This is a genomic window from Sphingobium phenoxybenzoativorans (genome assembly GCF_001757355.1).
In the GTDB taxonomy this organism is placed as follows: domain Bacteria; phylum Pseudomonadota; class Alphaproteobacteria; order Sphingomonadales; family Sphingomonadaceae; genus Sphingobium; species Sphingobium phenoxybenzoativorans.
The window spans coordinates 21,544-43,323 of sequence record NZ_MINO01000012.1 but is presented as its reverse complement, the minus strand read 5'-3'; the positions used below and the strand labels follow the sequence as shown (position 1 = coordinate 43,323).

The 21,780-nt window shown below is 62.5% G+C and carries 24 protein-coding genes and 1 pseudogene; 11 read left to right on the top strand and 14 right to left on the bottom strand.

The features are described 5' to 3' along the window. Nucleotides 1–185 precede the first annotated feature (185 nt). The gene (locus tag BHQ40_RS26155) at nt 186–347 is read right to left on the bottom strand and encodes a hypothetical protein (RefSeq protein WP_171905810.1); all 162 of its coding nucleotides are present in this window, start codon (nt 345–347) and stop codon (nt 186–188) included. Between the two features lie 45 nt (nt 348–392). Further along, nucleotides 393–557: a hypothetical protein gene (locus BHQ40_RS26150; RefSeq protein ID WP_171905809.1), complete on the bottom strand. Its 165-nt coding sequence runs from the start codon at nt 555–557 to the stop codon at nt 393–395. A gap of 139 nt (nt 558–696) precedes the next feature. Between BHQ40_RS26150 and BHQ40_RS08710 the strand changes: the two are divergent. Then, nucleotides 697–1,619, top strand: a pseudogene (locus BHQ40_RS08710) (LysR substrate-binding domain-containing protein). A 52-nt stretch (nt 1,620–1,671) separates the two neighbouring features. On the opposite strand, the gene BHQ40_RS08705 reads toward BHQ40_RS08710, so the two are convergent. The 3 genes from BHQ40_RS08705 to BHQ40_RS08695 all read right to left on the bottom strand — a co-directional run bounded on the left by BHQ40_RS08705 (nt 1,672) and on the right by BHQ40_RS08695 (nt 4,758). Then, nucleotides 1,672–3,378 carry a cation acetate symporter gene (locus tag BHQ40_RS08705; protein WP_070154924.1) on the bottom strand — a complete coding sequence of 569 codons (1,707 nt, stop codon included), beginning with the start codon at nt 3,376–3,378 and terminating at the stop codon, nt 1,672–1,674. After that, nucleotides 3,375–3,683: a DUF485 domain-containing protein gene (locus tag BHQ40_RS08700; protein ID WP_070154922.1), complete on the bottom strand. Its 309-nt coding sequence runs from the start codon at nt 3,681–3,683 to the stop codon at nt 3,375–3,377. Before BHQ40_RS08700 ends, BHQ40_RS08705 begins: the two co-directional genes overlap by 4 nt. Nucleotides 3,684–4,005: 322 nt before the next feature. Then, nucleotides 4,006–4,758 carry a hypothetical protein gene (locus BHQ40_RS08695; RefSeq protein WP_070154920.1) on the bottom strand — a complete coding sequence of 251 codons (753 nt, stop codon included), beginning with the start codon at nt 4,756–4,758 and terminating at the stop codon, nt 4,006–4,008. Between the two features lie 107 nt (nt 4,759–4,865). Here BHQ40_RS08695 and parC point away from each other — a divergent pair, with 107 nt between their 5' ends. Next, nucleotides 4,866–7,163 carry a DNA topoisomerase IV subunit A gene (gene parC, locus BHQ40_RS08690; protein WP_070154918.1) on the top strand — a complete coding sequence of 766 codons (2,298 nt, stop codon included), beginning with the start codon at nt 4,866–4,868 and terminating at the stop codon, nt 7,161–7,163. Nucleotides 7,164–7,243: 80 nt separating this feature from the next. Continuing rightward, nucleotides 7,244–8,989 carry a putative bifunctional diguanylate cyclase/phosphodiesterase gene (locus BHQ40_RS08685; protein ID WP_070155040.1) on the top strand — a complete coding sequence of 582 codons (1,746 nt, stop codon included), beginning with the start codon at nt 7,244–7,246 and terminating at the stop codon, nt 8,987–8,989. Here BHQ40_RS08685 and BHQ40_RS08680 read toward each other — a convergent pair. Genes BHQ40_RS08680 through BHQ40_RS08665 form a run of 4 tightly spaced genes read right to left on the bottom strand, consistent with a single transcriptional unit; the run spans nt 8,953 to nt 11,904 of the window. Next, entirely contained in the window at nt 8,953–10,170 is a 1,218-nt protein-coding gene (locus tag BHQ40_RS08680) for a CCA tRNA nucleotidyltransferase (RefSeq protein WP_070154915.1), read from the bottom strand. The two genes, BHQ40_RS08685 and BHQ40_RS08680, sit on opposite strands and share 37 nt — an antisense overlap. Further along, nucleotides 10,148–10,762, bottom strand: a complete 615-nt coding sequence (locus BHQ40_RS08675) for a CoA pyrophosphatase (protein ID WP_070154913.1) — start codon at nt 10,760–10,762, stop codon at nt 10,148–10,150. The genes BHQ40_RS08680 and BHQ40_RS08675 overlap by 23 nt, the downstream gene beginning before the upstream one ends. Next, the gene (locus BHQ40_RS08670) at nt 10,759–11,325 is read right to left on the bottom strand and encodes a DUF1285 domain-containing protein (RefSeq protein WP_070154910.1); all 567 of its coding nucleotides are present in this window, start codon (nt 11,323–11,325) and stop codon (nt 10,759–10,761) included. The genes BHQ40_RS08675 and BHQ40_RS08670 overlap by 4 nt, the downstream gene beginning before the upstream one ends. Before the next feature lie 60 nt (nt 11,326–11,385). Continuing rightward, complete coding sequence (locus BHQ40_RS08665) at nt 11,386–11,904, bottom strand: GNAT family N-acetyltransferase (protein ID WP_070154907.1); 519 nt, start codon at nt 11,902–11,904, stop codon at nt 11,386–11,388. Between the two features lie 124 nt (nt 11,905–12,028). Here BHQ40_RS08665 and BHQ40_RS08660 point away from each other — a divergent pair, with 124 nt between their 5' ends. Beyond that, nucleotides 12,029–12,412, top strand: a complete 384-nt coding sequence (locus BHQ40_RS08660; protein WP_070154905.1) for a dihydroneopterin aldolase — start codon at nt 12,029–12,031, stop codon at nt 12,410–12,412. 32 nt (nt 12,413–12,444) lie between these two features. Here the strand turns inward: BHQ40_RS08660 and BHQ40_RS08655 are convergent, their stop codons facing one another. After that, the gene (locus BHQ40_RS08655; RefSeq protein ID WP_070154903.1) at nt 12,445–13,389 is read right to left on the bottom strand and encodes an isopenicillin N synthase family dioxygenase; all 945 of its coding nucleotides are present in this window, start codon (nt 13,387–13,389) and stop codon (nt 12,445–12,447) included. 119 nt (nt 13,390–13,508) lie between these two features. Here BHQ40_RS08655 and BHQ40_RS08650 point away from each other — a divergent pair, with 119 nt between their 5' ends. Continuing rightward, a complete protein-coding gene (locus BHQ40_RS08650) occupies nt 13,509–13,916 on the top strand; it encodes an EVE domain-containing protein (protein WP_070154902.1) in 408 nt (135 codons plus the stop codon). A gap of 156 nt (nt 13,917–14,072) precedes the next feature. Then, nucleotides 14,073–14,351, top strand: coding sequence for a hypothetical protein (locus BHQ40_RS08645; protein ID WP_070155038.1), 279 nt, complete (start codon nt 14,073–14,075; stop codon nt 14,349–14,351). 85 nt (nt 14,352–14,436) lie between these two features. Here BHQ40_RS08645 and BHQ40_RS08640 read toward each other — a convergent pair whose 3' ends face one another. Next, on the bottom strand, nt 14,437–14,745 hold the full coding sequence (locus BHQ40_RS08640) for a glycine zipper 2TM domain-containing protein (RefSeq protein WP_070154900.1): 309 nt from the start codon (nt 14,743–14,745) through the stop codon (nt 14,437–14,439). Nucleotides 14,746–14,942: 197 nt separating this feature from the next. Between BHQ40_RS08640 and BHQ40_RS08635 the strand changes: the two genes are divergently transcribed. Together BHQ40_RS08635 and BHQ40_RS08630 are read left to right on the top strand one after the other, a co-directional pair. Beyond that, nucleotides 14,943–15,299 (top strand): SpoIIAA family protein, encoded by a 357-nt coding sequence (locus BHQ40_RS08635; protein WP_139139241.1) that lies wholly within the window; start codon nt 14,943–14,945, stop codon nt 15,297–15,299. Beyond that, the gene (locus BHQ40_RS08630; protein ID WP_139139240.1) at nt 15,296–15,727 is read left to right on the top strand and encodes a cupin domain-containing protein; all 432 of its coding nucleotides are present in this window, start codon (nt 15,296–15,298) and stop codon (nt 15,725–15,727) included. The genes BHQ40_RS08635 and BHQ40_RS08630 overlap by 4 nt, the downstream gene beginning before the upstream one ends. 581 nt (nt 15,728–16,308) lie before the next feature. On the opposite strand, the gene BHQ40_RS08625 is transcribed toward BHQ40_RS08630, so the two are convergent. Next, nucleotides 16,309–16,779, bottom strand: a complete 471-nt coding sequence (locus tag BHQ40_RS08625) for a hypothetical protein (RefSeq protein ID WP_070155036.1) — start codon at nt 16,777–16,779, stop codon at nt 16,309–16,311. Nucleotides 16,780–16,931: 152 nt separating this feature from the next. Between BHQ40_RS08625 and BHQ40_RS08620 the strand changes: the two genes are divergently transcribed. The 3 genes from BHQ40_RS08620 to ahpF all read left to right on the top strand — a co-directional run bounded on the left by BHQ40_RS08620 (nt 16,932) and on the right by ahpF (nt 19,936). Continuing rightward, nucleotides 16,932–17,534: a TetR family transcriptional regulator C-terminal domain-containing protein gene (locus tag BHQ40_RS08620; RefSeq protein ID WP_070154894.1), complete on the top strand. Its 603-nt coding sequence runs from the start codon at nt 16,932–16,934 to the stop codon at nt 17,532–17,534. A 110-nt stretch (nt 17,535–17,644) separates the two neighbouring features. Further along, nucleotides 17,645–18,208 (top strand): alkyl hydroperoxide reductase subunit C, encoded by a 564-nt coding sequence (gene ahpC, locus BHQ40_RS08615; RefSeq protein ID WP_070154892.1) that lies wholly within the window; start codon nt 17,645–17,647, stop codon nt 18,206–18,208. Nucleotides 18,209–18,352: 144 nt separating this feature from the next. Then, nucleotides 18,353–19,936 (top strand): alkyl hydroperoxide reductase subunit F, encoded by a 1,584-nt coding sequence (ahpF, locus tag BHQ40_RS08610; protein WP_070155034.1) that lies wholly within the window; start codon nt 18,353–18,355, stop codon nt 19,934–19,936. A 142-nt stretch (nt 19,937–20,078) separates the two neighbouring features. Here the strand turns inward: ahpF and BHQ40_RS08605 are convergent, their stop codons facing one another. Both BHQ40_RS08605 and ung read right to left on the bottom strand, forming a co-directional pair. Beyond that, nucleotides 20,079–21,026, bottom strand: coding sequence for a DUF808 domain-containing protein (locus BHQ40_RS08605; RefSeq protein WP_070154890.1), 948 nt, complete (start codon nt 21,024–21,026; stop codon nt 20,079–20,081). 25 nt (nt 21,027–21,051) lie between these two features. After that, a complete protein-coding gene (gene ung, locus BHQ40_RS08600; RefSeq protein ID WP_070154888.1) occupies nt 21,052–21,750 on the bottom strand; it encodes a uracil-DNA glycosylase in 699 nt (232 codons plus the stop codon). Nucleotides 21,751–21,780: the final 30 nt, after the last annotated feature.

The window sequence follows — 21,780 nt, the reverse complement described above, 5'->3', positions numbered from 1 at the left end:
ATGCACGTGAGCACCGGAAGCGCGGAAAACCGCCATTTGCAGGTCGTCAGGGCTGAATGCCGATTGGCCCTAGCCGCATCCCGCCTTTTCCGGCTTACTCATAATGAAACCCCGGCGCAGACCAGGATCCGGGCCATGCGCCCGGACCCAGGACTACGCCGGGGTGCCAATTCGCGGACCAGCCGTCACTTGGTGGTGCGTCCCGCCACGGCGCGCCAGGGTGCCGCATATTCGATATGGTTGAGCACGCAGAACGCCTGCATGATCGCCTTCAGCAGATCGCCGAAACCGGCGGAAATCGCCTTGTGATTATCGGCCCAGATGCGGCCGTCAATTTCATCGCGCATGGTCAATTCCTTTCTTCTATCAATGGGTTGTAAATTATGGTCCGCTCAGGCGAGGCCCGGTTGGAAATGGCCGCTCGCCGCCGTCTGGGGGTGCGAGAGGCTGGCGGCGCTGGCCGGGCCGATGGCGCTCAGCAGCACGGTGGAGCTTAGCAGCAGCGCGAAAAGCGCGGCGGCCAGCTTGCTGCCTATGGCGTGATTGTCGTCATGCATTTTCCTGTCTTTCTTGTGATCTTCCTTGTGTGCAGCCTGTGTTTGCCGGTCGTTCCGGCCCCGCCCATATGGCGAAAACCGTAACGGCGCGCCAACAAAAGGCTGGACAGCATATATAAGCTCAATTTATGGATCGGATATGTCCAATCTTCCGCCATTGGCATCAGTCCGCGTGTTCGAAGCCGCCGCGCGGCTGGAGAATTTTACGGCTGCGGGACAGGAACTGGGCATGACCCAGGCGGCGGTCAGCTATCAGGTGAAGTTGTTGGAGGAGCGGCTGGGCGTCAGCCTTTTCCACCGCGCGGGACGCAAGGTGCAACTGACGGAGCGCGGCCGTTCGCTCGCCCCGGTCATCATCCGCGCCTTTGACGAGATGCGCCAGGGTTTCGCTGCACTGGCGGGCGAGGACAGCTCCGTGCTGACGATAAGCTGCACCAACAGCTTTGCCAATCTGTGGCTGGCTCCGCGCATCGGCGGCTTTCAGATGCGGCAGCCGGGCCTTGCCGTGCGGATCAGTTCATCGGACGCGCTGGTCGATTTCGCGCGGGATGGGATCGATGTGGCGATCCGGGGCGGCAAGGGCGAATGGCCCGGCCTCGACGCGCGCCTGCTTTCGCACAACCGCCTCGCGCCGCTGTGCAGTCCGGCCTTCCTCGCCGCCAATGGGCCGCTGGCCGACGCCCGCGCCCTGCTGGCTTTGCCCCGGCTCTCGCCCAATGATATCTGGTGGTATGAATGGTTCGCGGACATGGGGGTGGGGTCGACGCTTCCGTCATTCCGCCTTCGATCGCGCTCGATTCCCAGGTGATGGAGGGCAGGGCGGCGATAGCGGGGCAGGGGATCGCCATCCTCAACACCTATTTGTGGAAGGCAGAGATAGAGGCGGGCCTGCTGGTGGAGGCGGTGCCATCCGATGTCATCGAAATCCGCGCCTATTGGGTGGTGAACCCGCACCATGCCCGCAACACGCCAAAGGTGAAGGCCTTCCGCGACTGGATCAGCGCGGAGTTCGCTGCGGAAATCGCGAAGGACCCGGAGGGACGGTTTTTGCCGAGGGGGTAGGGTGATGTTTGGCGGCCACCCGATCTAAATTCTCAATTGGTGAACACGTCCCCTAATGCTCCGCCGCCCGGTAGGCCCCGATCCCCGTTTCCGACCGTATCCGCTGTTCCCGATACCCTGCCTTGTCCACGGCCGCGCGGGGTGACCTGTCCAGCACTGAGAACAGCCAGATCGCGAAGAAGCCGACAGGCACGGAAATGATCGCCGGGGAGGTGTAGGGGAAGGGCGCCGCCTCAAGATGCAGCACATTCACCCAGATCGCGGGCGACAGCACCGTCAGTATGAAGGCGGTCGCCAGCCCCAGCAGGCCGCCGATCATCGCGCCCCGCCCGGTGCATCCCTTCCACAGCAGCGACAGGATCAGCACCGGGAAATTGCCGGACGCCGCCAGCGCGAAGGCAAGGCTGACCATGAAGGCGACATTCTGCTTCTCGAACGCGATGCCCAGCAGCACCGCGACGCCGCCCAGCACCAGCGTCGTCACCCGCGACACGCGCAGTTCATCCTTGGAGCTTACTTCTCCCTTGCGGAATACCGTGGCGTAGAGATCATGGCTCACCGCCGACGCGCCGGACAGCGTCAGCCCCGCCACCACCGCCAATATGGTGGCGAAGGCGACGGCGGAGATGAACCCCAGGAACGCATCGCCGCCAATGGCGTGGGCCAGGTGGATCGCGGCCATGTTGCCGCCGCCGCGCAGCCCGCCACTGGGGTCCAGATAGCTGGTGTCAGTGGCCACCAGCACAATCGCGCCGAAGCCGATAATGAAGGTCAGCAAATAGAAATAGCCGATCCAGGTCGTCGCCCACAGCACGGATTTCCGCGCTTCGCGGGCATTGGGCACGGTGAAGAAGCGCATCAGGATATGCGGCAGCCCGGCGGTCCCGAACATCAGCGCCATGCCGAAGGATATGGCGGATATGGGGTCCTTGATGAAATTGCCCGGCCCCATGATCGACCGGCCCTGAACTGCGGCGTCGGCGGGCGTTGCACCCTTGGCGGCCGCCAGACCGGTCTTGACCTCCACCGCCTTGGCGAACAGCGCTTCGGGCGAGAAGCCGAAGCGGGCCAGCACCATCACCGCGATGAAGGTCGCCCCGGCGAGCAGCATGATCGCCTTGATGATCTGCACCCATGTCGTCGCCCGCATGCCGCCGAACAGGACGTAGAGCATCATCAGCACGCCGACGATGATGACGGCGTAGCTATAGGGCAGGCCGAACAGCAATTTGATGAGCTGCCCCGCGCCCACCATCTGCGCGATCAGGTAGAAGGCGACGACGAGGAGCGTGCTGATCGCCGCGAAGCTGCGCACTGGCGGCTGGGCGAAGCGGTAGGAGGCTACGTCGGCGAAAGTATAACGGCCCAGGTTCCGCAGCTTTTCCGCCATCAGGAACAGGATGATCGGCCAGCCCACCAGAAAGCCGGTGGAATAGATCAGCCCATCATAGCCGTCAGTGAAAATCTGCGCAGAAATGCCCAGAAAGGACGCCGCCGACATATAATCGCCAGCCATCGCCAGCCCGTTCTGAAACCCGCTGATGCCGCCGCCCGCCGTGTAGAAATCCGACGCCGTCTTGGTCCTCTGCGCCGCCCGGCGCGTGATCCACAGCGTCAGCGCCACGAACAGCGCGAACATGCCGATCGCGATCCAGTTGGTCTGTTGCTGCTCCGCCTCGCCTTCAAGGGCGGCGGCGAGCGCAGGTCCCGGCAGGATCAGCAGGATGGCGGCAAGCGCAATGCCGGACGCCCGCCTCATGCTTCCGCCCCGGCGATAATCTCCTGCGTCAGCCGGTCGAACGCGCCGTTGGCCTGCCGCACATAGATGGCGGTCAGCAGGATCGCGAGCAGGATCAGGCCGAAACCGATAGGAATGCCCAGCGATGTGACGCCTGCGCCGATGGGCGCTGCAAGCAGTTCCTTGTTGAACGCGACCAGCGCGGTGAAGCTGAAAAAAGCGCCGAGCATGATGGCTGTGAGCAGCCAGGCGAGCCGCGTCCGCGCCTTGGTGAGCCGGTGATAGCGCGGATCGGCCTCGATCCTTGCCAGCATATCCTCATCCATTGGCGAACCTCCCACCTGTCTTTTCTTGCGACACCTATGACGGGAAACGAGCGAACAGGCAAAGCGCGCCAGTGGAAGCATGGTCGTCCAACTTGCCGCACGGCAACATACTCACATCCGTTCGGGCTGGATATGCACACCGGTTCGGGCTGAGCTTGTCGAAGCCCTGTTCTTTTCTTGAAGGGCAGGACAGCCCCCTTCGACTGCCGGCCTGCGGCAGGCGCTCAGGACAGCCCTTCGACAAACTCAGGGCGAACGGGGATTGCACATGATTTCCCCACTCCGTTCGTGTCGAACAAGGCCGAGAGGCCAACACGCCGCCTTACTCCCCCGCGCATCCTTCCCAATGCGCCGTCAGCAATTGCCGCCATGCCGCCGCCCCCCGGTCCACGCCGGTCAGCTCCAGCCGGAAATCCTTATATTCCGCATGATTGGGCCGCTCGAACCGCGCCGAAACAATATGTCCGCGCTTGGCGTCGATCTGCATTACGCCGCCGCCTTCGCCGCCAAAGGCCGGCCCTTCGACCGCATAGCTGATCAGCCCGTTCTTCGTGCCCGTGTAGCGCGCCTGCGCCGCGCCCAGCCAATGCAGCATGTCGTCCGGCCGCGCCGGGTCCAGCCACACTAATGCGAGGCTGAACGCGACGCTCTTTTGGGGGTCTTTCAGATGCTCCGTCGCCACGGACAGGCTGGCGAGGTCGAAATCATACAGGTGCCAGGGCCGGGACCCGATGGCCACCTGCTCCCGCACTGTCCGGCCGTCCCTGTCGAACGTCATCACGATGCGGCCATTCTCCTCGGCCAGCGTCGCGAACGCCTCCCGCCCGGCGCCGGGCAACAGGCGTCCGCCGGACAGATGCGTCGCCTCCCATGTTTCCGGGTTCAGCTTTGCGATGACATAGGCGGCGTTGGTGCAGCGCGCCCGTATCTTCACCACTTCCAGCGTGGTTTCATCCTTGCGGTATACATGCACCGCCTCGGCCTCGCTCCCGTCGCTGTTGGACCGCACATAATGGCGGATTTCTCCCACGGCATCGGGCGAAACGGCGAGAAGCAGGGCGGTAAACAGGCTCATGTGTATTATTTATATAATACAGTTGTCGCCTATGCAATATACCCTCGCATTCCCCTTCGCCTTTGCACTCTCGCCTCCCGCCAAAACCCCTGCTATCGCGGTTAACGATGACCGACTTTCGCGATCCCTTCGACAGCATCAAAGACCATCCCTTCGACGCTGCGCTGTCCGAACGCTATCTTGTCTATGCCCTCTCGACGATCACGGCCCGTTCGCTGCCGGATCTTCGCGACGGGCTGAAGCCTGTTCATCGCCGCCTGCTGTGGGCAATGCGCCTTCTGAAGCTGGAGCCCAGCAATGCGGATGCGGCGGCGGGCACGGCGGCGGCGGCCCCGGCGCGCAACACCACCGCATACAAGAAATGCGCCCGCGTCGTCGGCGACGTCATCGGTAAATACCATCCGCATGGCGATGCCTCCGTTTATGACGCCATGGTCCGTCTGGCGCAGGACTTCTCGCTCCGGACACCCCTTGTCGAGGGGCAGGGGAATTTCGGCAATATCGACGGCGATAATGCCGCGGCCATGCGCTATACGGAGGCGCGGCTGACCCAGGCGGCGTCGGACCTGATGCAGGGTCTGGACGAAGGCGCGACCGACTATCGCCCGACCTATAATGGAGAGGATGAGGAGCCGGAGATTTTCCCCGGCCTGTTCCCCAACCTCCTCGCCAATGGCGCGTCCGGCATCGCCGTCGGCATGGCGACCAGCATCCCGCCGCATAATGTCGCCGAACTGATCGACGCGGCCGTGCTGCTGATCGACAATCCAGCGGCCGAACATGCTCAGCTTATGGAGATCGTACAGGGGCCGGACTTCCCGACCGGCGGCGTGCTGGTCGACGGTCCCGCCATCTTCTCCGAAGCCTATGCCACCGGCCGCGGATCCTTCCGCGTGCGCGCGCGATGGCACAAGGAGGAAGGCAGCCGGGGAACCTGGGTGGCGATCGTCACCGAGATTCCGTTCCAGGTCCCCAAGTCGAAACTGATCGAGCAGATCGCCGCGCTGATCAACGACAAGAAGCTGCCGATCCTCGCCGACGTCCGGGACGAGTCCGACGCCGAAATCCGCATCGTCATCGAACCGCGCACCCGCGCGGTTGATCCCGACGTGCTGATGGACAGCCTGTTCCGGATGAGCGATCTGGAAAATCGCTTCGGCCTCAATCTCAATGTCCTCGACGCCACGCATACGCCGCGCGTCATGGGGCTGAAGCAGGTGCTGACCGAATGGCTGGCGCATCAGATTGATGTGCTGGTCCGCCGCGCCAATCACCGGCTGGACAAGATCGCCGCCCGCCTCGAACTGCTCGACGGCTATATCATCGCCTTCCTCAACCTTGATCGCGTGATCGAGATCATCCGCACCGAGGATGAACCGAAGGCGGTGATGATGGAGGAGTTCCAGCTCACGGACCGTCAGGCTGAGGCGATCCTCAACATGCGCCTGCGCTCCTTGCGCAAACTGGAGGAGATGGAGCTTCGCAAGGAGCATGCCGAGCTAGTCAAGGAGCGCGAGGAGCTGCAGAAGCTGGTCGAAAGCCCGGCCCGCCAGCGCACCCGGCTGAAGCGCGACCTTGCCGAACTGCGCAAACGCTACGCGCCGGAAACGGAGCAGGGCCGCCGCCGTTCGCTGGTGCAGGAGGCCGGCCCCGCCAAGCTGATCCCGATCGAGGCCTTTATCGAGAAGGAGCCAATCACCGTCATCCTGTCCCAGCGCGGCTGGATACGGGCGATGAGTGGCCATCGCGACCTCGCCGCCGCCGACACGCTGAAATTCAAGGAAGGCGACGGCCCGGCCCATGCCTTTCACGCGCAGACGACCGACAAGCTGTTGCTGGCCGGGTCGGATGGCCGCTTCTACACGCTGGGCGCGGACAAGCTGCCAGGCGGCCGGGGCTTTGGCGAGCCGGTGCGGCTGATGATCGACCTCGACAATGCGACCGAGATTGTGACGCTGTTCCCGGCGAAATCCGGGGGCAAATTGCTGCTGGCTGCTTCCGATGGACGCGGTTTCCTGGCGTCGATGGATGAGATCATCGCTGAAACCCGCAAGGGGCGTCAGGTCGTCAACGTCCGTGCGGGCGCGAAATTGCGCATCGTCCGGCCTGTCGTGGCGGAGGCGGACAGCGTGGCCGTTATCGGCGACAACCGCAAACTGCTGGTATTCCGCATTTCTGAACTGCCCGAAATGGCGCGCGGGCAGGGGGTTCAGCTTCAGCGCTACCGGGACGGCGGTCTATCCGACGCCATCACATTCCGGATGGAGGACGGCCTGAGCTGGGCGATGGGCGGCGAAAGCGGCCGGACCCGGACAGAGGCGGACATGGTTCCGTGGCGCGTGACCCGCGGTGCTGCGGGCCGCATGCCGCCCAATGGCTTCCCCAGGGATAACCGTTTCGGCTGACAAAGCGCGGCGGTGCGATGATCGCACTGACCATATCTTTGTTTTTACAAAAATTTACCATCGTGCCGTATCTAGTGCGCATGGACGGCATGCCGGTGCGAACATGGACAGGGGAAAGTGCGGACTTTGACGCCGCTCCTTTCGATTCGCCGATGGACCGGGCATGCGCCTCTCCCTGCGCCGATTGGCTCGATGCTTTGCCGCAGGCAGCCGCCATTTTGCGCATGGATGGCGAGGTTCCGACCGTTGAGCAAGCCAACGACCTGCTGCTGACGGCCTTTCCCGCATTCAAGCAATCCGGGGGGGCGGACCTGTTCGGCGCGGAAACCAAATGGGTCGAGCGAATCGCGGAATTTCACGCTTCGAAAGGCAAGTCGGACAGCTTCGAAATCCGCCGTGATGGAAAGCTTGGTCCGGAATTTTTCGCCTGCACGGTGGGGCGCCTGCCCAGCCCCAACCGCCTGCTGTTCACTGCCATCGACCGGAGCAGCGAACGCCAGACCGAACGCAACCTGCGCCGCGAGCTCCTGTCCGACAGCCTGACCGCATTGCCCAACCGCACAGGTTTTGGTGAGGAAATCGATGACCGGCTCGCCAATGGCCATTGGCCGTCCGAATGCGGCTATGCCGTGCTCGCCATCGATCTGGTGAGGTTCAGCCGCATCAACGAATCGCTTGGCGCGCTCGCCGGGGACGAGCTGATCATCACCGTGGCGAAGCGGCTGAAATCCAGCCTGCGTCAGGGCGATGTGCTCGCCCGGATCGGCGGCAATGAATTTGCGGTGTTCGCGCGCCTGAACAATGGGTTGTCCGACGCCCTGCATATCGTCCAGCGGATCAATGACAGCCTGTCCTCGCCGATCCGTCTCTCAAACCTGCAAATCGGCGTCGATTGCGCCATCGGCTGTTCGCTGTCCAATACGCTGGGCGACGACCCGGACGATATCGTCCGGCAGGCGCAATCCTCGGTGAAGGTCGCCAAGCGCACAGGCAAGCTGGAAATCTATCGCGTCGGTGCGCTCAAGGAAGCGCATCATCGCTTCAAGATGGAAAGCCGCCTGCGCGAAGCCTTGGCCAATGGCGGCCTGACGCTGGCGTTCCAGCCGCTTGTCCATCTGCGGACCGGAGAGGTTACGGGCTTCGAGGCGCTGGCGCGCTGGATCGACCCGGAACTGGGTGAGGTCATGCCGACCGAATTCATCCCTGTTGCGGAGGAATCGGGCCTGATTGTGCCGCTCGGCCGCTGGGCGCTCTATGAAGCGATCCAGACGCTGGCGCGCTGGGACCTGATGCATGGCGAAGCGCTGCCCGTTGGCGTGAACGTCAACCTGTCGGCGATCCAGATGGCGCGTGACGATGTGCCTTCGATTGTCGAGGAGGCCCTGCGTTTCGGCGGCATTTCAGGGAAGCGCCTGACGATCGAGCTGACCGAAAGCGCCATCGTCGCCGACCCTGAAAAGGCGCGCCATGTTCTGGGCGCGTTGAAGGGCCTGGACGTTTCCATCGCGATGGATGATTTCGGCACCGGCTTTTCCAACCTCGCCAGCCTGCAGAGCCTGCCGATCGATTCGCTGAAGATCGACCGTAGCTTCGTGTCCGGCATGCTGATGGACCGGGACAAGGACGCCATTGTCCGCGCTGTCCTGTCCCTTGCCGACTCGCTTGACCTCAACGTGACGGCTGAAGGCATAGAGACCCAGGCGCTTGCCCAGACGTTGCAGAAGCTGCGCTGCTGGCAGGGGCAGGGCTATTATTTCGCGCAGGCGATGCCGGAACAGGAAGCCTTTGATTACTGGCGCGCGCGCTGGAACTTCGAAACGATCTGATCGACGATCTCGCCGACCCGCGTCTCGCCGGGAAAGCCCTCCGCCACCCATTGATCTTCCACCGCCTTCAGGGCGGCCGCAATGTCCGGCCCTGCCGTCAATCCTCCGGCGATGAGCCGTCCGCCGGTGACGCCCAGCACTGGCGGTTGCCAGTCTATCAGAGGAGTGACGCTTTCCACACCGATTGACCTGTCGAGCAAAAGCCGATCGATCGCGCCTTCTGTTCCAATGCGGTAGGCCAGCGCCTCCACCGAGCGCGCGCCTTCCACAGCCGGGCCGAGCGCCAGCGCGATCCGCTTGCGCGCGCGGTTGGACAGTTTCAGCCGGGCCGCCACCGCTTCGCCCGTCGCCGCATCCTGGGGCAGCAATGCGCAGAGCCTCCGCAGCGCTGCGCCCTCCACGCCTGCCAGCTTCTCCCGCTGCACCATATCGGCCAGACGCGTGACTCCTGGTTCGGTGATTTCCGGCAGGATCGGCGTCAATATGCCGCCATCAACCATAAGTCTGACCACTGGCGCAGGGTCAGCGGTTGCCAGCAATTTCAACAGCTCGTCCGCAATACGTTCCCGCGAGAGGGCCATCAGGCTGTTCGCCTGCGCTACGCATGCCGCATAGGCTTCCCGGTCCGGCTCACCGCCGCCGAACCGCGCCAGGAAACGGAAAAAGCGCAGGATACGCAAATGATCCTCTGCGATCCGGTCCTCCGCCTTGCCGATAAAGCGCACGTGGCGCGCGGCCAGATCAGCGACCCCGCCGAAAAAATCAGTGATCTCCCCGGTCGCCGGATCAGCATAGAGCGCATTGATCGTGAAGTCCCGCCGGGCGGCGTCCTCGCGCCATTCGGTGGTGAAGGCGACGGTGGCGCGCCGCCCGTCGGTGGATACGTCCCGGCGCAGGGTGGTGACTTCGGCCGGCCTGCCCTCGATCACTGCCGTCACTGTCCCATGTGCAATGCCCGTGGGAACCGCCTTTATCCCAGCCGCCTTCACACGGCGGACGATCTCGTCCGGCACATGAATGGTGGCGATGTCGATATCCTCGACCGGCAGCCCCAGCAGCGTGTCGCGCACGGCGCCGCCGACAAATCGCGCATCGCCGCCGGGCGCGCCCAGCGCATCCAGCAGCCGGTCCAGGCCCGGCCGATGCCGCCACGGCGCGTCAGGCAGCGTCTGCGCGGTCATAGCCAAGGCGTTTGGAAAGATTGGCGAGGATGGCGGCAGTCACGCCCCAGATGCGGCGATCCTCCCACATGATCTCATAATAGGAGCGCGCCGTGCCCTGAAACTCCATGGTTCTGCGCATCCGGTTCACCGGGTCGAGCGCATAGGCCAGAGGGAGTTCGAACCAGCTATCCACTTCCTCCGGCTGGGCGATGAGCGGAAGGTCGGGCGGCACCACGCCCAGGACAGGCACAATGTCGAAGCCGGTGAAGGTATGATAGCGGTCGGATACGCCGATAATGTCGACCGCATCGCGGGGCAGGGCGATTTCCTCTTCCGCTTCCCGCAGGGCGGCGGCGATCTCACCCGCGTCGCTCTGGTCCACGCGGCCGCCGGGGAAAGCGATCTGGCCCGGATGTTTGCGCAGGGCGGCTGACCTTTGGGTCAGAATCAGGCCGGGTTCCGGCCGGTCGGTGATCGCCACCAGGACGGCCGCCGGGGAAAGGGCTATGTCTCCGACGATGCGCGGGTCGCGCACTTCCGCCGGGACCAGCATCGCTTCATGCGCATGCCCTTCCTTCAACTGGAAACGCAACCGGTCGGCCAGCGTCATGCGCTGCCCTCTAGCGGGAAAAACACGCCCCCGCTCCAGATGCCGGGTGTTTCACCTGCCTCGTCCAGCGCGATATTGGCCAGTTCATAATAGACGCTGCGCGCGATCAACGCCTCCAGCCCGCCGCGCACCGCCAGATAGGGGTGGGGACCGTCCGCGCCCTGCCTTATCGTGATGGGATTGTCCCGTCCGGCTACCACGATGTCGCCGGTGTTCAGGCGAAATGCCAGATCGGTCGTATTTCCTTCGCCTTCTATCTTCACTTCGACAGCAACGAACGGCGCGTCCTCCACCGTAATGGAAAGTTTTTCGACTGGTGTGACCAGTACGAACGATCCGTCGGATTCGCGCCGCAATATGGTGGAGAACAGGCGGACCATCGCCTCCCGCCCGATCGGCGATCCCTGATGAAACCAGGTGCCGTCGCGCGCGATCCGCATTTCGCTGTCGCCACAATGGTCCGGATTCCATTGCTCCACCGGGGGCAATTTCTTTTCCTGCAACAGGCGCGCGATATCACTCAGGGAAAGCGTCGCCAGGTCAGGGGGAGCATCCATCGGCATAGGGCCGAGATAGGGTGCCCGGCGCGCGAACGCAAAAGGGAATAGCGGTGACGCGAAGGTTCAGGCCGCGACCTTCTGCCGTGGACCCAGCAATCCTTCGTTCGGAACAGGCCCGCCGTCCACGGAAAGCGCCAGCAGCCGCCGCCGCTCAACCGGGCCAGGCACGGCCCAGACGCCCGTCGAATCGGCCGAAAAACCCCAAAACCGGCCATAATATTCTGGATCGCCGATCATCATCAGCGGCGCGCTGCGCAACGCGCGCGCCTCGGCCACCACCTTGTCCATCAGCGCGCGGCCATATCCGCCGCCCTGCCGCTCCGGCACGACAGCCACCGGGCCGACCATGATCAGCGGGTCGCTGCTCCCGTCGGGCCTGCGCAGCGACACGGGCCAGCTTTGCAATGTGCCCACCAGCGCTCCGGCTTCGTCCAGCGCCGCGAAAGACAGTTCGGGCAGCCATTCCATGCCGTTGCGAATGGCATAGGCGGTTCGGCCTCGCCGGTCCGTGCCGAAGGCTGCGTCGAGCAATTGCTCGATCGCGATCGTCGTCTGGGACTGGAGAGGGAGAATCGTTGCCAAGTCTTGCTGTTCCGTGTGCAAAGGGGCATGAGCGCCCCGAAGCGCGGGGCTTTAGCGCCCCACGTTCAAATGAAAAGTAAAAACAAACGGGTCGGCGTGCGCCTCCCCCAACGGGCATGGCATCATGGAATTGCAGAACGAAGACTATCTGATCCTTGAGGTCGAGAATCTCGACGTCAACGTGCTTACCGGCATCTATTCGGAGGAGACCCATCTTCCGCAGCCGTTGCGCATCTCCATCAGGGCGCGGCTTAAGATGGCGGATCGCTATGATCCCGAAGCGCCGTTGCGCGCGTCGAAAAATTACATGGACCTGAAACATGCGGCGACTGCCGCGATTCCCTCCGACCGGCATTTCACGCTGATCGAGGCAGTGGCCGAACATATCATCGACACGGTTTTTCTGCAGGACGACAAGGTCGATCAGGTCGAAGTGAAGATCGTGAAACTGGCACTGAGCGAACGGGGCGAGAATATCGGCATCACCATGTCGCGCCGCCGGAAATAACCGCGGCCAACGAGCTTCGAATGTCCGGGCGCTCAGGTCTTGATGAGGCCGATCTCCATCAGCCGCTGGCGCAGATAGTCATGCGCGCTGATCGGCGGGTCGCGGCGCGGATTGTCCGCGCTGACGCACTGCGGCAACGCGTCGATGATGAAGTCCGGGCGCAGGTGCAGGAAGAAGGGCATGGAATAGCGGGAAAAGCCGCGCCGATCCGGCGGCGGGTTCACAACGCGATGGCTGGTGGACGGCAGCATATGGTTGGTCAGCCGTTGCAGCATGTCGCCGACATTGATCACCAGTGCGCCCTCCGGCGGATTGACCGGCAGCCATTCCCCATCGCGAGTCAGCAGTTGCAGCCCGCCTTCCTCCGCGCCGAGCAGCAGGGTGATCAGGTTGATGTCTTCATGCGCCCCGGCGCGCACGCCAGGCGCGTCGGCGGACACCGGCGGGTAGTGGAGCAGGCGCAGGATGCTGTTGCCGTTATGCACCGGCTCGGCGAACCAGTTCTCCGGAAGGCCGAGATAAAGCGCGATTGCTGAAAGCAGCAGGCCGCCTACCCGGTCGAACTCCGCATAGAGCCGGGTAAAGCTATCCTGAAATCCCGCTATCTCCTGCGGCCAGACATTGGGCGGCATAGTCGCAGCCAGCGGATCGCCGGCTGGCAGGTCGCGGCCGACATGCCAAAACTCCTTCAGATCATTCTCGGTCGCATCCTTGGCGATTTCCGTGCCGAAAGCCGTATAGCCGCGCTGCCCGCCATTGGCGGCGGCGTTATAGGTCTGCTTGGCGGCCTCCGGCAGTGCGAAAAAGGCCTCGGCCTTCTCCCACCCGTCCGCAATCAGCGCCCGGTCCATGCCATGGTCGCGCACCATCGCAAAGCCGAAGCGATGAAAGGATTCGCCAAGCGCCTGGGCGAAATCCGCCTTGCCGCTGTTCGCCATCGAAAGCGTGGGCATGGTGTCCAGAATGGACTGCGGCACCGGTTATATCTCCTTGGTCTGATCTCAGCATTCTAACGGCGCGGCATGCGGATGTCATCTTGGACAAGCGCGCTTCGCCCCGCTATTGGCCGGGCAGACCCCAATGCAGGATGGCCCACATGCACTATTGGCTGATGAAATCGGAACCGGACGTTTTTTCCTGGGACGATCTCGTCAAGAAGGGCAAGGCGGAATGGGATGGCGTCCGCAACCATCAAGCGCAGCTTAATATGAAGGCGATGAAGAAGGGCGACCTGTCCTTCTTCTATCACAGCAATATCGGGCTTGAGGCGGTGGGCGTCATGGAGATCGTGGAAGAAGCCGCGCCCGACAGCACCGACGACAGTGGAAAATGGATCGCGGTTCATGTCGCGGCGCGGGATAAATTGGCGAAACCGGTGACGCTCAAGGCCATGAAGGCTGATCCGAAGCTTGCCGATATGGCAATGCTGCGTCAGTCCCGTCTGTCGGTGTCCCCGGTCAGCGAGGCGGAATTCCGCCATATCCTGGCATTATCAAACAGATGACGCCGGTTTCCGTAACGGAAGCGTGACGATTGCGCAGCGTGCAATCGTTCGAACGGTTTTTGCGATTGCCGCGACATTGCATTGCACAATAAGTCGGGCCTCGAAAGAAAAGACAGAGGTGTTTGATCGGCATTCCAAAGGAGTAAACCTATGCGAATGCTGTCCAAGATTGTTATCGCCGGTGTTGCCGGTTCCGTTTCCCTGGCTGCTCCGGCAATTGCCGAAGACGCCGCCAAGTCCCGCTTCGTTCACGAAGGCTATACCTATGTATACCAGGTGAAGGACAGCAAGGACGGCAAGCAGACCATTTCCGGCACCCGCTACCCTGGCGCCACTGCTTTCAACCTGCGCGTTCGTGACGGCAAGGTTTCGGGCATTTCCGGCGGCCAGTCGGTTGCTTTCAATGTTGAGGAAGCGCGCGGCGCAGCCAACTGATCAGATCGCGCCGGTTCAGCCGGCAGTGATGAAAAAAGGGGCGATCCAGCATCTGGATCGCCCCTTTTTCGTCATGATCGGCCTTTTAGCGGCAGCGACGCTTGCTGTCGATTTCCTTGCCGAGCAGCGCACCTGCGGCCGCGCCAAGCACGGTACCGGTGGTGCGGTTGCCATCCGTATCGATGGCGCGGCCGGCCAGAGCGCCGCCGACGCCGCCGATGATCAGGCCGGTGGTGCCGTCGGACTTGCGGCAATATTGGCGGCCGTCGCGGCCGCGCCATTCGCGATATTCATAGTCGCGATGCCGGCGCGCCTCCGCCTGGTCGGTGGGCAGCACAAAGGTCGCGGGGATCGCAACCGCGGCGGCAGCGAGGGAAAGTATGAGAGTACGCATGGGTTGCTCCTTCCTGGTACTTAACTTCAATCAGTGAACCCGCTCATCATGACGGGGGTTGCATGAACCTCCGGCAACAAGCCAAATGTCTGAAATAAATACCGTCTTTTTACGAGACAGGCCGTTGAAACCGTACGCCGGACTGATGCAAATCCAGCGCGCCGGGTATATGCTCACACCGGCTTTGGAGGTCGCATGTGTTGAAACACCGGATGGATGATGCCGATGGCATTTTCGAGATAGAAGTCGATGGCAGCATCGACGCTGACAGCTATCGTTCCGTGGTTCAGAACCTGGAGGCGGAGATCAAGGCCAGGGGGAAGATCGCCGTTCTGGAAACGATCCACAGCATAGGCTGGATCAGCCCGGAGATATGGCTGGAGGATCTGTTCTGGTCATCCCGGCACATGGGATCCTTTTCCCGCGTGGCGCTGGTGACGGACACAAGCTGGCTCGCCAGCCTGGCGGCGACGGCTGCGCTGGCCTTCCCGGTCAAGCTCAAGACCTTTCCTCTGTCGGAGATTGCCGGCGCGCGCGCATGGCTCGCGGCATGACGGACGCAAGGGCGCTGATCGCCGCACTTGATCTGCAACCGCATCCTGAGGGCGGCTGGTATCGCGAAACATGGCGCGCGCCGCATGCGGAAGGGGATCGAGCCGGGGGAACGGCGATCCTGTTTCTGCTGGAGGAAGGGCAAAGGTCGCATTGGCATCGTGTCGATGCGACGGAGATATGGTTCTGGCATGCGGGCCATGCCCTTCGTCTCGCCACGGCCGCGACCGATGCGGGGCCAATCAGCGATATGGTGCTTGGGCCTGACATATTTGCCGGAGAAAGTCCGCAGGGCGTCATAACCGCCGGTCACTGGCAATCGGCGGAGGCGGACAAGGGCTGGGTGCTGGTCAGTTGCACGGTGACGCCGGGCTTTGAATTTCAGGGCTTCACCCTTGCGCCGCCGGGCTGGGACCCGGCATCCCGTTGATCTTGGCCGCTTATTGCTCGCGGCTGCTTTCGGGCCGGATTTTTATCCACATCAATCCACAGCTTTCGCGCATAGGTGGTTGAAGATCCATCTGAATTCCCTTTGTGCGACTCGCTTTTCATGACAGCTTCAAGACATCGGAAGACGGATAGGACGCCGGAGCGATCCGGGGTTGCGGAAGGGAAACCGGAAGCGAAGTCAGCCGATGATGCTGGAGCCGGAGAAAGGGCGTCGCAAGATGCCGGATCGAAGGGGAAGGCGGGAAAGAACCGACAGACAATCAAGTGCGCGCGCAAGCGAACGCCGGGTTGAAAGGACGTTATTTCCAGCAATCACTGTCTTTCGGGATGGTATTGCGAACGCGATGCGGTTCTCCTTGGAGAAAAGCGCGCGGCACGCCGGGGAAAGCGCCGGAGACCCGCAAGGGCCGCCAGTGAAGGAACCAGCGGAAGTGGGGACCGGCAGCAATGCCGGCCCCCATTTTGCATTGAGGGGTCAGGCGCGAATATTGGAGCTTTCTGTTTCAGACGCCCATCTCATCTGACCATCCTATAATCTGGCTATGTCTGTTGCTCTGCGTCTTACCGGCAATATCCTTCCTTGCCGCTCTGCACGATCAGGCAGTCCGTCTTGTCCGCCAGATATTTGAAACCGGTCTCCGCACCTGCGCCGGGCCGGATCGTTTCCGTCTTGCCGTTGCGCTCGAAAACGATCGCCCCGTCCTGCGCCGTGCCCATATAGTCGCCCTGGGTGTCCAGATTATCCTTGATGGTCAGAGCGAAATGGCCGGGCTGTCCGTCCTTTGATGGTTTGATGTCCAGGAACAGCCCTTCCGGTCCCGTCCAGCGTCCTGCCCATCCGGCCACTGCTGCAGCCGCCGCGATGTTATCCCCTGCATTCACCGAATCGCTGTCCTCTGCGATATTGGTGATGTCTGCATCGGACGCAGCGGCATTCTCGGTCGTGCTTTCATTGCCAGCAGGATTCTGCGGCTGACCGCAAGACACCGCCAAAAAGAATAATGGCAGTCCGATGATAGCGGATTTCTTCATGATCTTTGGTCTCCATTCAGGCTGACCGAACGGACGAGCGGCCGCTTTGATCCTGTATGCCGCCGCAACCATGTCTTTCCCTTGCCCGTCGCACAAGCCTGACTAAAGATGGTGCGGGGCAGCATGAAAACGGGTCGTGCAAGGGGGACAAGGTGGGCAGGGCATCATTTGTAAGGGAATCAGCGGACGTCAGGCGTCAGGCGCTGATCGACGCGACGGCGCGATGCCTGGCCGAACGTGGGGCGGGCGGCGCATCCGTGCGTGTGATCTGCGCGATGGCCGGCGTGTCTCCCGGTCTCCTCACCCATTATTATGAAGGTATTGAAGCGCTGATCCTGGCGACATATCGCGATGTCGGCCGGCGTGTCGGGGAGGCGATGGATGCCGCGGCGGAGAGCGCCGGAGACGACCCCAGGGCGCGGCTGGACGCTTATGCCACCGCCAGTTTTCGTCCTCCGGTACTGGACCCCGATCTGCTTGCGACGTGGGTGGCATTCTGGAGTCTGGTCAAATCCACCCCGCCGATTGCGGAAGCACATGCGGAAATTTATGCCGCTTACCGGGATGCTATGGAGCGATTGATCGCGGCCTGCAGGCCCGAAATGGAGCCTTGTAAAGTGCGCCTGAATGCCGTCGCCATCACCGCTCTGGTGGATGGCTTCTGGCTTGAACTTTGCCTGGATACCAGCAGTTTTACGGCTGCAGAGGCCTGCGACATGACCCGGAAATGGATATCTGATCTGCTCGATTCATAGCCGACGCGCTTTGATCGATTTTTTCTATCTTTGCGGACCAAAAAAACAATTTCGACATTTGTGCAACCGCACATAAATACGCTCTGCCACACAACAAGACAGGAGCGTTCATGTCCGTACTCAATACACCCATCAAGCCGTTCACCGCGACCGCCTTCAAGCAGGGCAAGTTCGTTGACGTGACCGACGCCGATGTCAAAGGCAAATGGGCGGTTTTCTTTTTCTATCCGGCCGACTTCACCTTCGTCTGCCCGACCGAACTTGAGGATCTGGCTGACATCTACCCGACCCTTCAGGGCATGGGCGTAGAGGTGTTCTCGGTCTCGACCGACACGCATTTCTGCCACAAGGCATGGCACGACACGTCGCCTGCCATCGGCAAGATCAATTACTACATGGTTGGTGACCAGAACCACAGCATCTCGAACAATTTCGAGGTTCTGCGTCCTGGCGTCGGCCTGGCCGATCGCGGTACCTTCGTGGTCGATCCGGAAGGCACGATCCAGCTTCTCGAAATCACGCCGGAGGGCGTGGGCCGGAACGCGACCGAACTGCTGCGCAAGATCAAGGCGCTGCAATATTGGGTCAGCCATCCCGGTGAAGTCTGCCCGGCCAAGTGGGAAGAGGGCGAAGCCACGCTTGCCCCTTCGCTCGACCTCGTCGGCAAGATCTAAACACATCCCCCTTGGGGTCGCAGCGTCTCCGGGGCCGGTTTCGGCCGGTCCCGGAACGTAAGGGGAGGCGCATGGCGCCGATCCCTTCCGGCGCGGCCTTTGGCGCGCCTTTTTTTACCCCTTATCGAAAATGGAGCCGTCATCATGTTGGACGCCAATCTCAAGCAGCAGCTCACGGGCTATCTGACCAACATCACACAGCCGATCGAACTGGTCGCCTCGCTCGATGACGGCGCCAAGTCGACCGAACTCTTTGGGCTTTTGAACGACATCGCCGCGTTGTCGGACAAGGTTTCGGTGGTTCGCAAGGATGATGACAAGCGCAAGCCATCCTTCATGATCCGCCGGGTCGGCACCGACATCGGCGTCCGCTTCGCGGGCATCCCGATGGGCCATGAATTCACCTCGCTGGTGTTGGCCCTGCTGCAGGTCGGCGGCCATCCGTCGAAGGCGGCGCAGGACGTCATCCAGCAGGTCAAGGATCTGGACGGCGACTTTGCTTTCGAAACCTATTTCTCGCTCTCCTGCCAGAACTGCCCGGACGTCGTGCAGGCGCTGAACCTGATGAGCGTGCTCAATCCCCGCATCACCCATACCGCCATCGACGGAGGCCTGTTTCAGGATGAGGTCAGCGAGCGCAAGGTGATGGCGGTGCCTACCATCTTCCTCAACGGCGAACCCTTCGGCCAGGGGCGGATGGAACTAGAGCAGATCGTCGCAAAGATAGACAGCGGCGCCTCCTCCCGCGCTGCCGAAAAGATCAAGGCGAAGGACCCCTTCGACGTTCTGGTGGTTGGCGGCGGACCTGCCGGGGCTGCCGCGGCGATCTATGCCGCCCGCAAGGGAATCCGCACCGGTGTCGCGGCTGAGCGTTTCGGCGGCCAGGTGCTCGACACGATGGCGATCGAGAATTTCATCTCCGTGCCCCATACGGAAGGGCCGAAGCTTGCCGCGCATCTGGAGCAGCATGTCAAGGACTATGACGTCGACATCATGAACCTGCAGCGTGCGGAGAAGCTGATCCCGGCGCGTACGGAAGGCGGCCTGCACGAGGTGCACCTGGAAAATGGCGCGTCGTTGAAAGCCCGCACGGTCATCCTGTCCACCGGCGCGCGCTGGAGGCAGATGAACGTGCCCGGCGAGGACGAATATCGGAACAAGGGTGTCGCCTATTGCCCGCATTGCGACGGCCCGCTGTTCAAGGGCAAGCGCGTCGCGGTGATCGGCGGCGGCAATAGCGGTGTCGAGGCGGCGATCGATCTTGCCGGCATCGTTGCTCACGTCACCCTGATCGAATTTGACAGTGACCTGCGCGCCGACGCCGTACTCCAGCGCAAGCTGGCCAGCCTGCCGAACGTCAAGGTCATCACCTCTGCGCTTACAACGGAAGTGCATGGCGATGGCGAAAAGGTGACGGGCCTCAGCTACAAGGACCGCAACCGCGATACCCGGCATGATGTCGACCTGGAGGGGATATTCGTCCAGATCGGCTTGGTGCCCAATACCGAGTGGCTGAAGGGCGCGGTTGCCCTGTCGCCGCGCGGAGAGATCGAGATCGACCATCGCGGCGAAACATCACAGCCGGGCATCTTCGCAGCGGGCGATGCGACGACTGTGCCGTACAAGCAGATCGTGATCGCCATGGGCGCTGGATCGACTGCGGCGCTGTCCGCCTTCGACTATCTGATCCGTCTCGCCCCGGCGGATGCAGAGGCCGAGGCAGCGTAACGCGCTGATAAACGCTTTGCGGGCGGGGTTAGGAGCGGATTTCTAACCCCGCAACTTCCGCAACTTCGTATCCCGCATAAGGGGGTGGGTCATGCGGAAATGCGGCTTGTTTCCTGGCGCACCCGCCTTCGATATCCGGCGGTTAGTGTGCGCTTTTTCCCCGCAACCGTCCTATTCCGATCACTGCAACCACAATGACTGCGCCGACGGCCAGACCCAATATGGCCGACGCGCCTGCACTGACGATCCATTCGACAGCGCCTTGCGCAAAGGGCGCGGCGCGGCCCGCGCTTTCGGCGATAGCGTGGATGGCGTGGGGCAGGGCGGTGATATGGAAATGCTCCATCCCGTGGACCAATATGCCGCCGCCGACCCACAGCATCGCCGCCGTGCCGACCGGTCCCATCACTGCAAGTATGCGCGGCATGGCATGCACAAGCCCGCGGCCAATTGCCCGGCGCGCGCCACTACCGGCGCTCGCCATTTTCAGGCCGATATCGTCCATCTTCACAATCAAACCGACCACGCCGTAGACGCCCGCCGTTATGACGATAGCCACCGCCAGCAGCGCGATGGCCTGATCCAATAGAGGCTCGCCGCTCAACGTGCCCAGTGCGATCGCCATGATCTCCGCCGACAGGATGAAGTCAGTGCGAATTGCGCCGTTGACGCTGGCTTCCTCCAATTCGGCGGGGTCGGAAAATTGCTGCGCCTCTCCGCCCGCATCATGATGTGGCAGGAAGCTTTCAGCGACCTTTTCTGCCGCTTCGAAGCATAGATAGCTGCCGCCGATCATCAGCAGCGGCGTCAACGCCCAGGGCGCGAAAGCGCTCAGCGCCATCGCGCCGGGCAGGATGAACAGCAGCTTGTTCTTCAGCGATCCGCGAGCGATCTTTGCAATCACCGGCAACTCGCGCGCTGGCGACAGGCCCGTCACATAGCGAGGGGTGACAGCGGCATCGTCAATCACGACCCCGGCGGCCTTCGCGCTCGCCTTGCCGGTCGCGCCCGCCACATCGTCGATCGATGACGCCGCCAGTTTTGCGATTGCTGCGACATCGTCGAGCAGCGCCATCAGGCCAGAAGGCATGGAAACTCCCTTGGAATATATGTGATCATGCAGATGCGGCGATTTCCGGCAACGCCCAGTCGATCGGTTCGATCCCCTTCGATTCCAGAAAGGCATTGGCTTGGGAGAAATGCCGGCATCCGAAAAAGCCGTTATGTGCCGACAGCGGCGAGGGATGGGGCGCTTTCAATACCAAGTGCCGGCTGCCGTCCACAAACCCGGCCTTGCGCTGGGCATAGGCGCCCCACAGCATGAAAACGACCGGGTCCTGTTTTTGGTTTACCAGCCGGATCACAGCGTCCGTGAAAAGCTCCCACCCCTTGCCCTGATGCGCGGCGGCCTGCCCCATCTCGACAGTCAGAACGCTGTTCAGCAGTAGTACGCCCTGTTTCGCCCAATGCTCCAGAAAGCCATGCCGCGCCGGGCGGACGCCCAGATCGGTGCCCAGCTCCTTGTAGATGTTGACCAGCGACGGTGGCGTACGCACCCCTGGCCTGACGCTGAAGCATAGGCCGTGCGCCTGCCCTTCGCCATGATAGGGATCCTGCCCCAATATGACGACGCGGACCTGATCGAGCGGCGTGAGGTCAAGCGCCCGGAAATACTCACTGCCCTTGGGGAAGACTCGCGCCCCGGCCGCCTTGCGGTCGATCAGGAACTGCCGGAGCTTCTGCATATGCGGCGCGGCGAACTCGCCGGCCAGCGGCGTCTTCCAGCTTTCATGCAGTTTGACGCTGTCGCTCATCGATCCCCTCTGTCCCTGAGGCGCTGGATC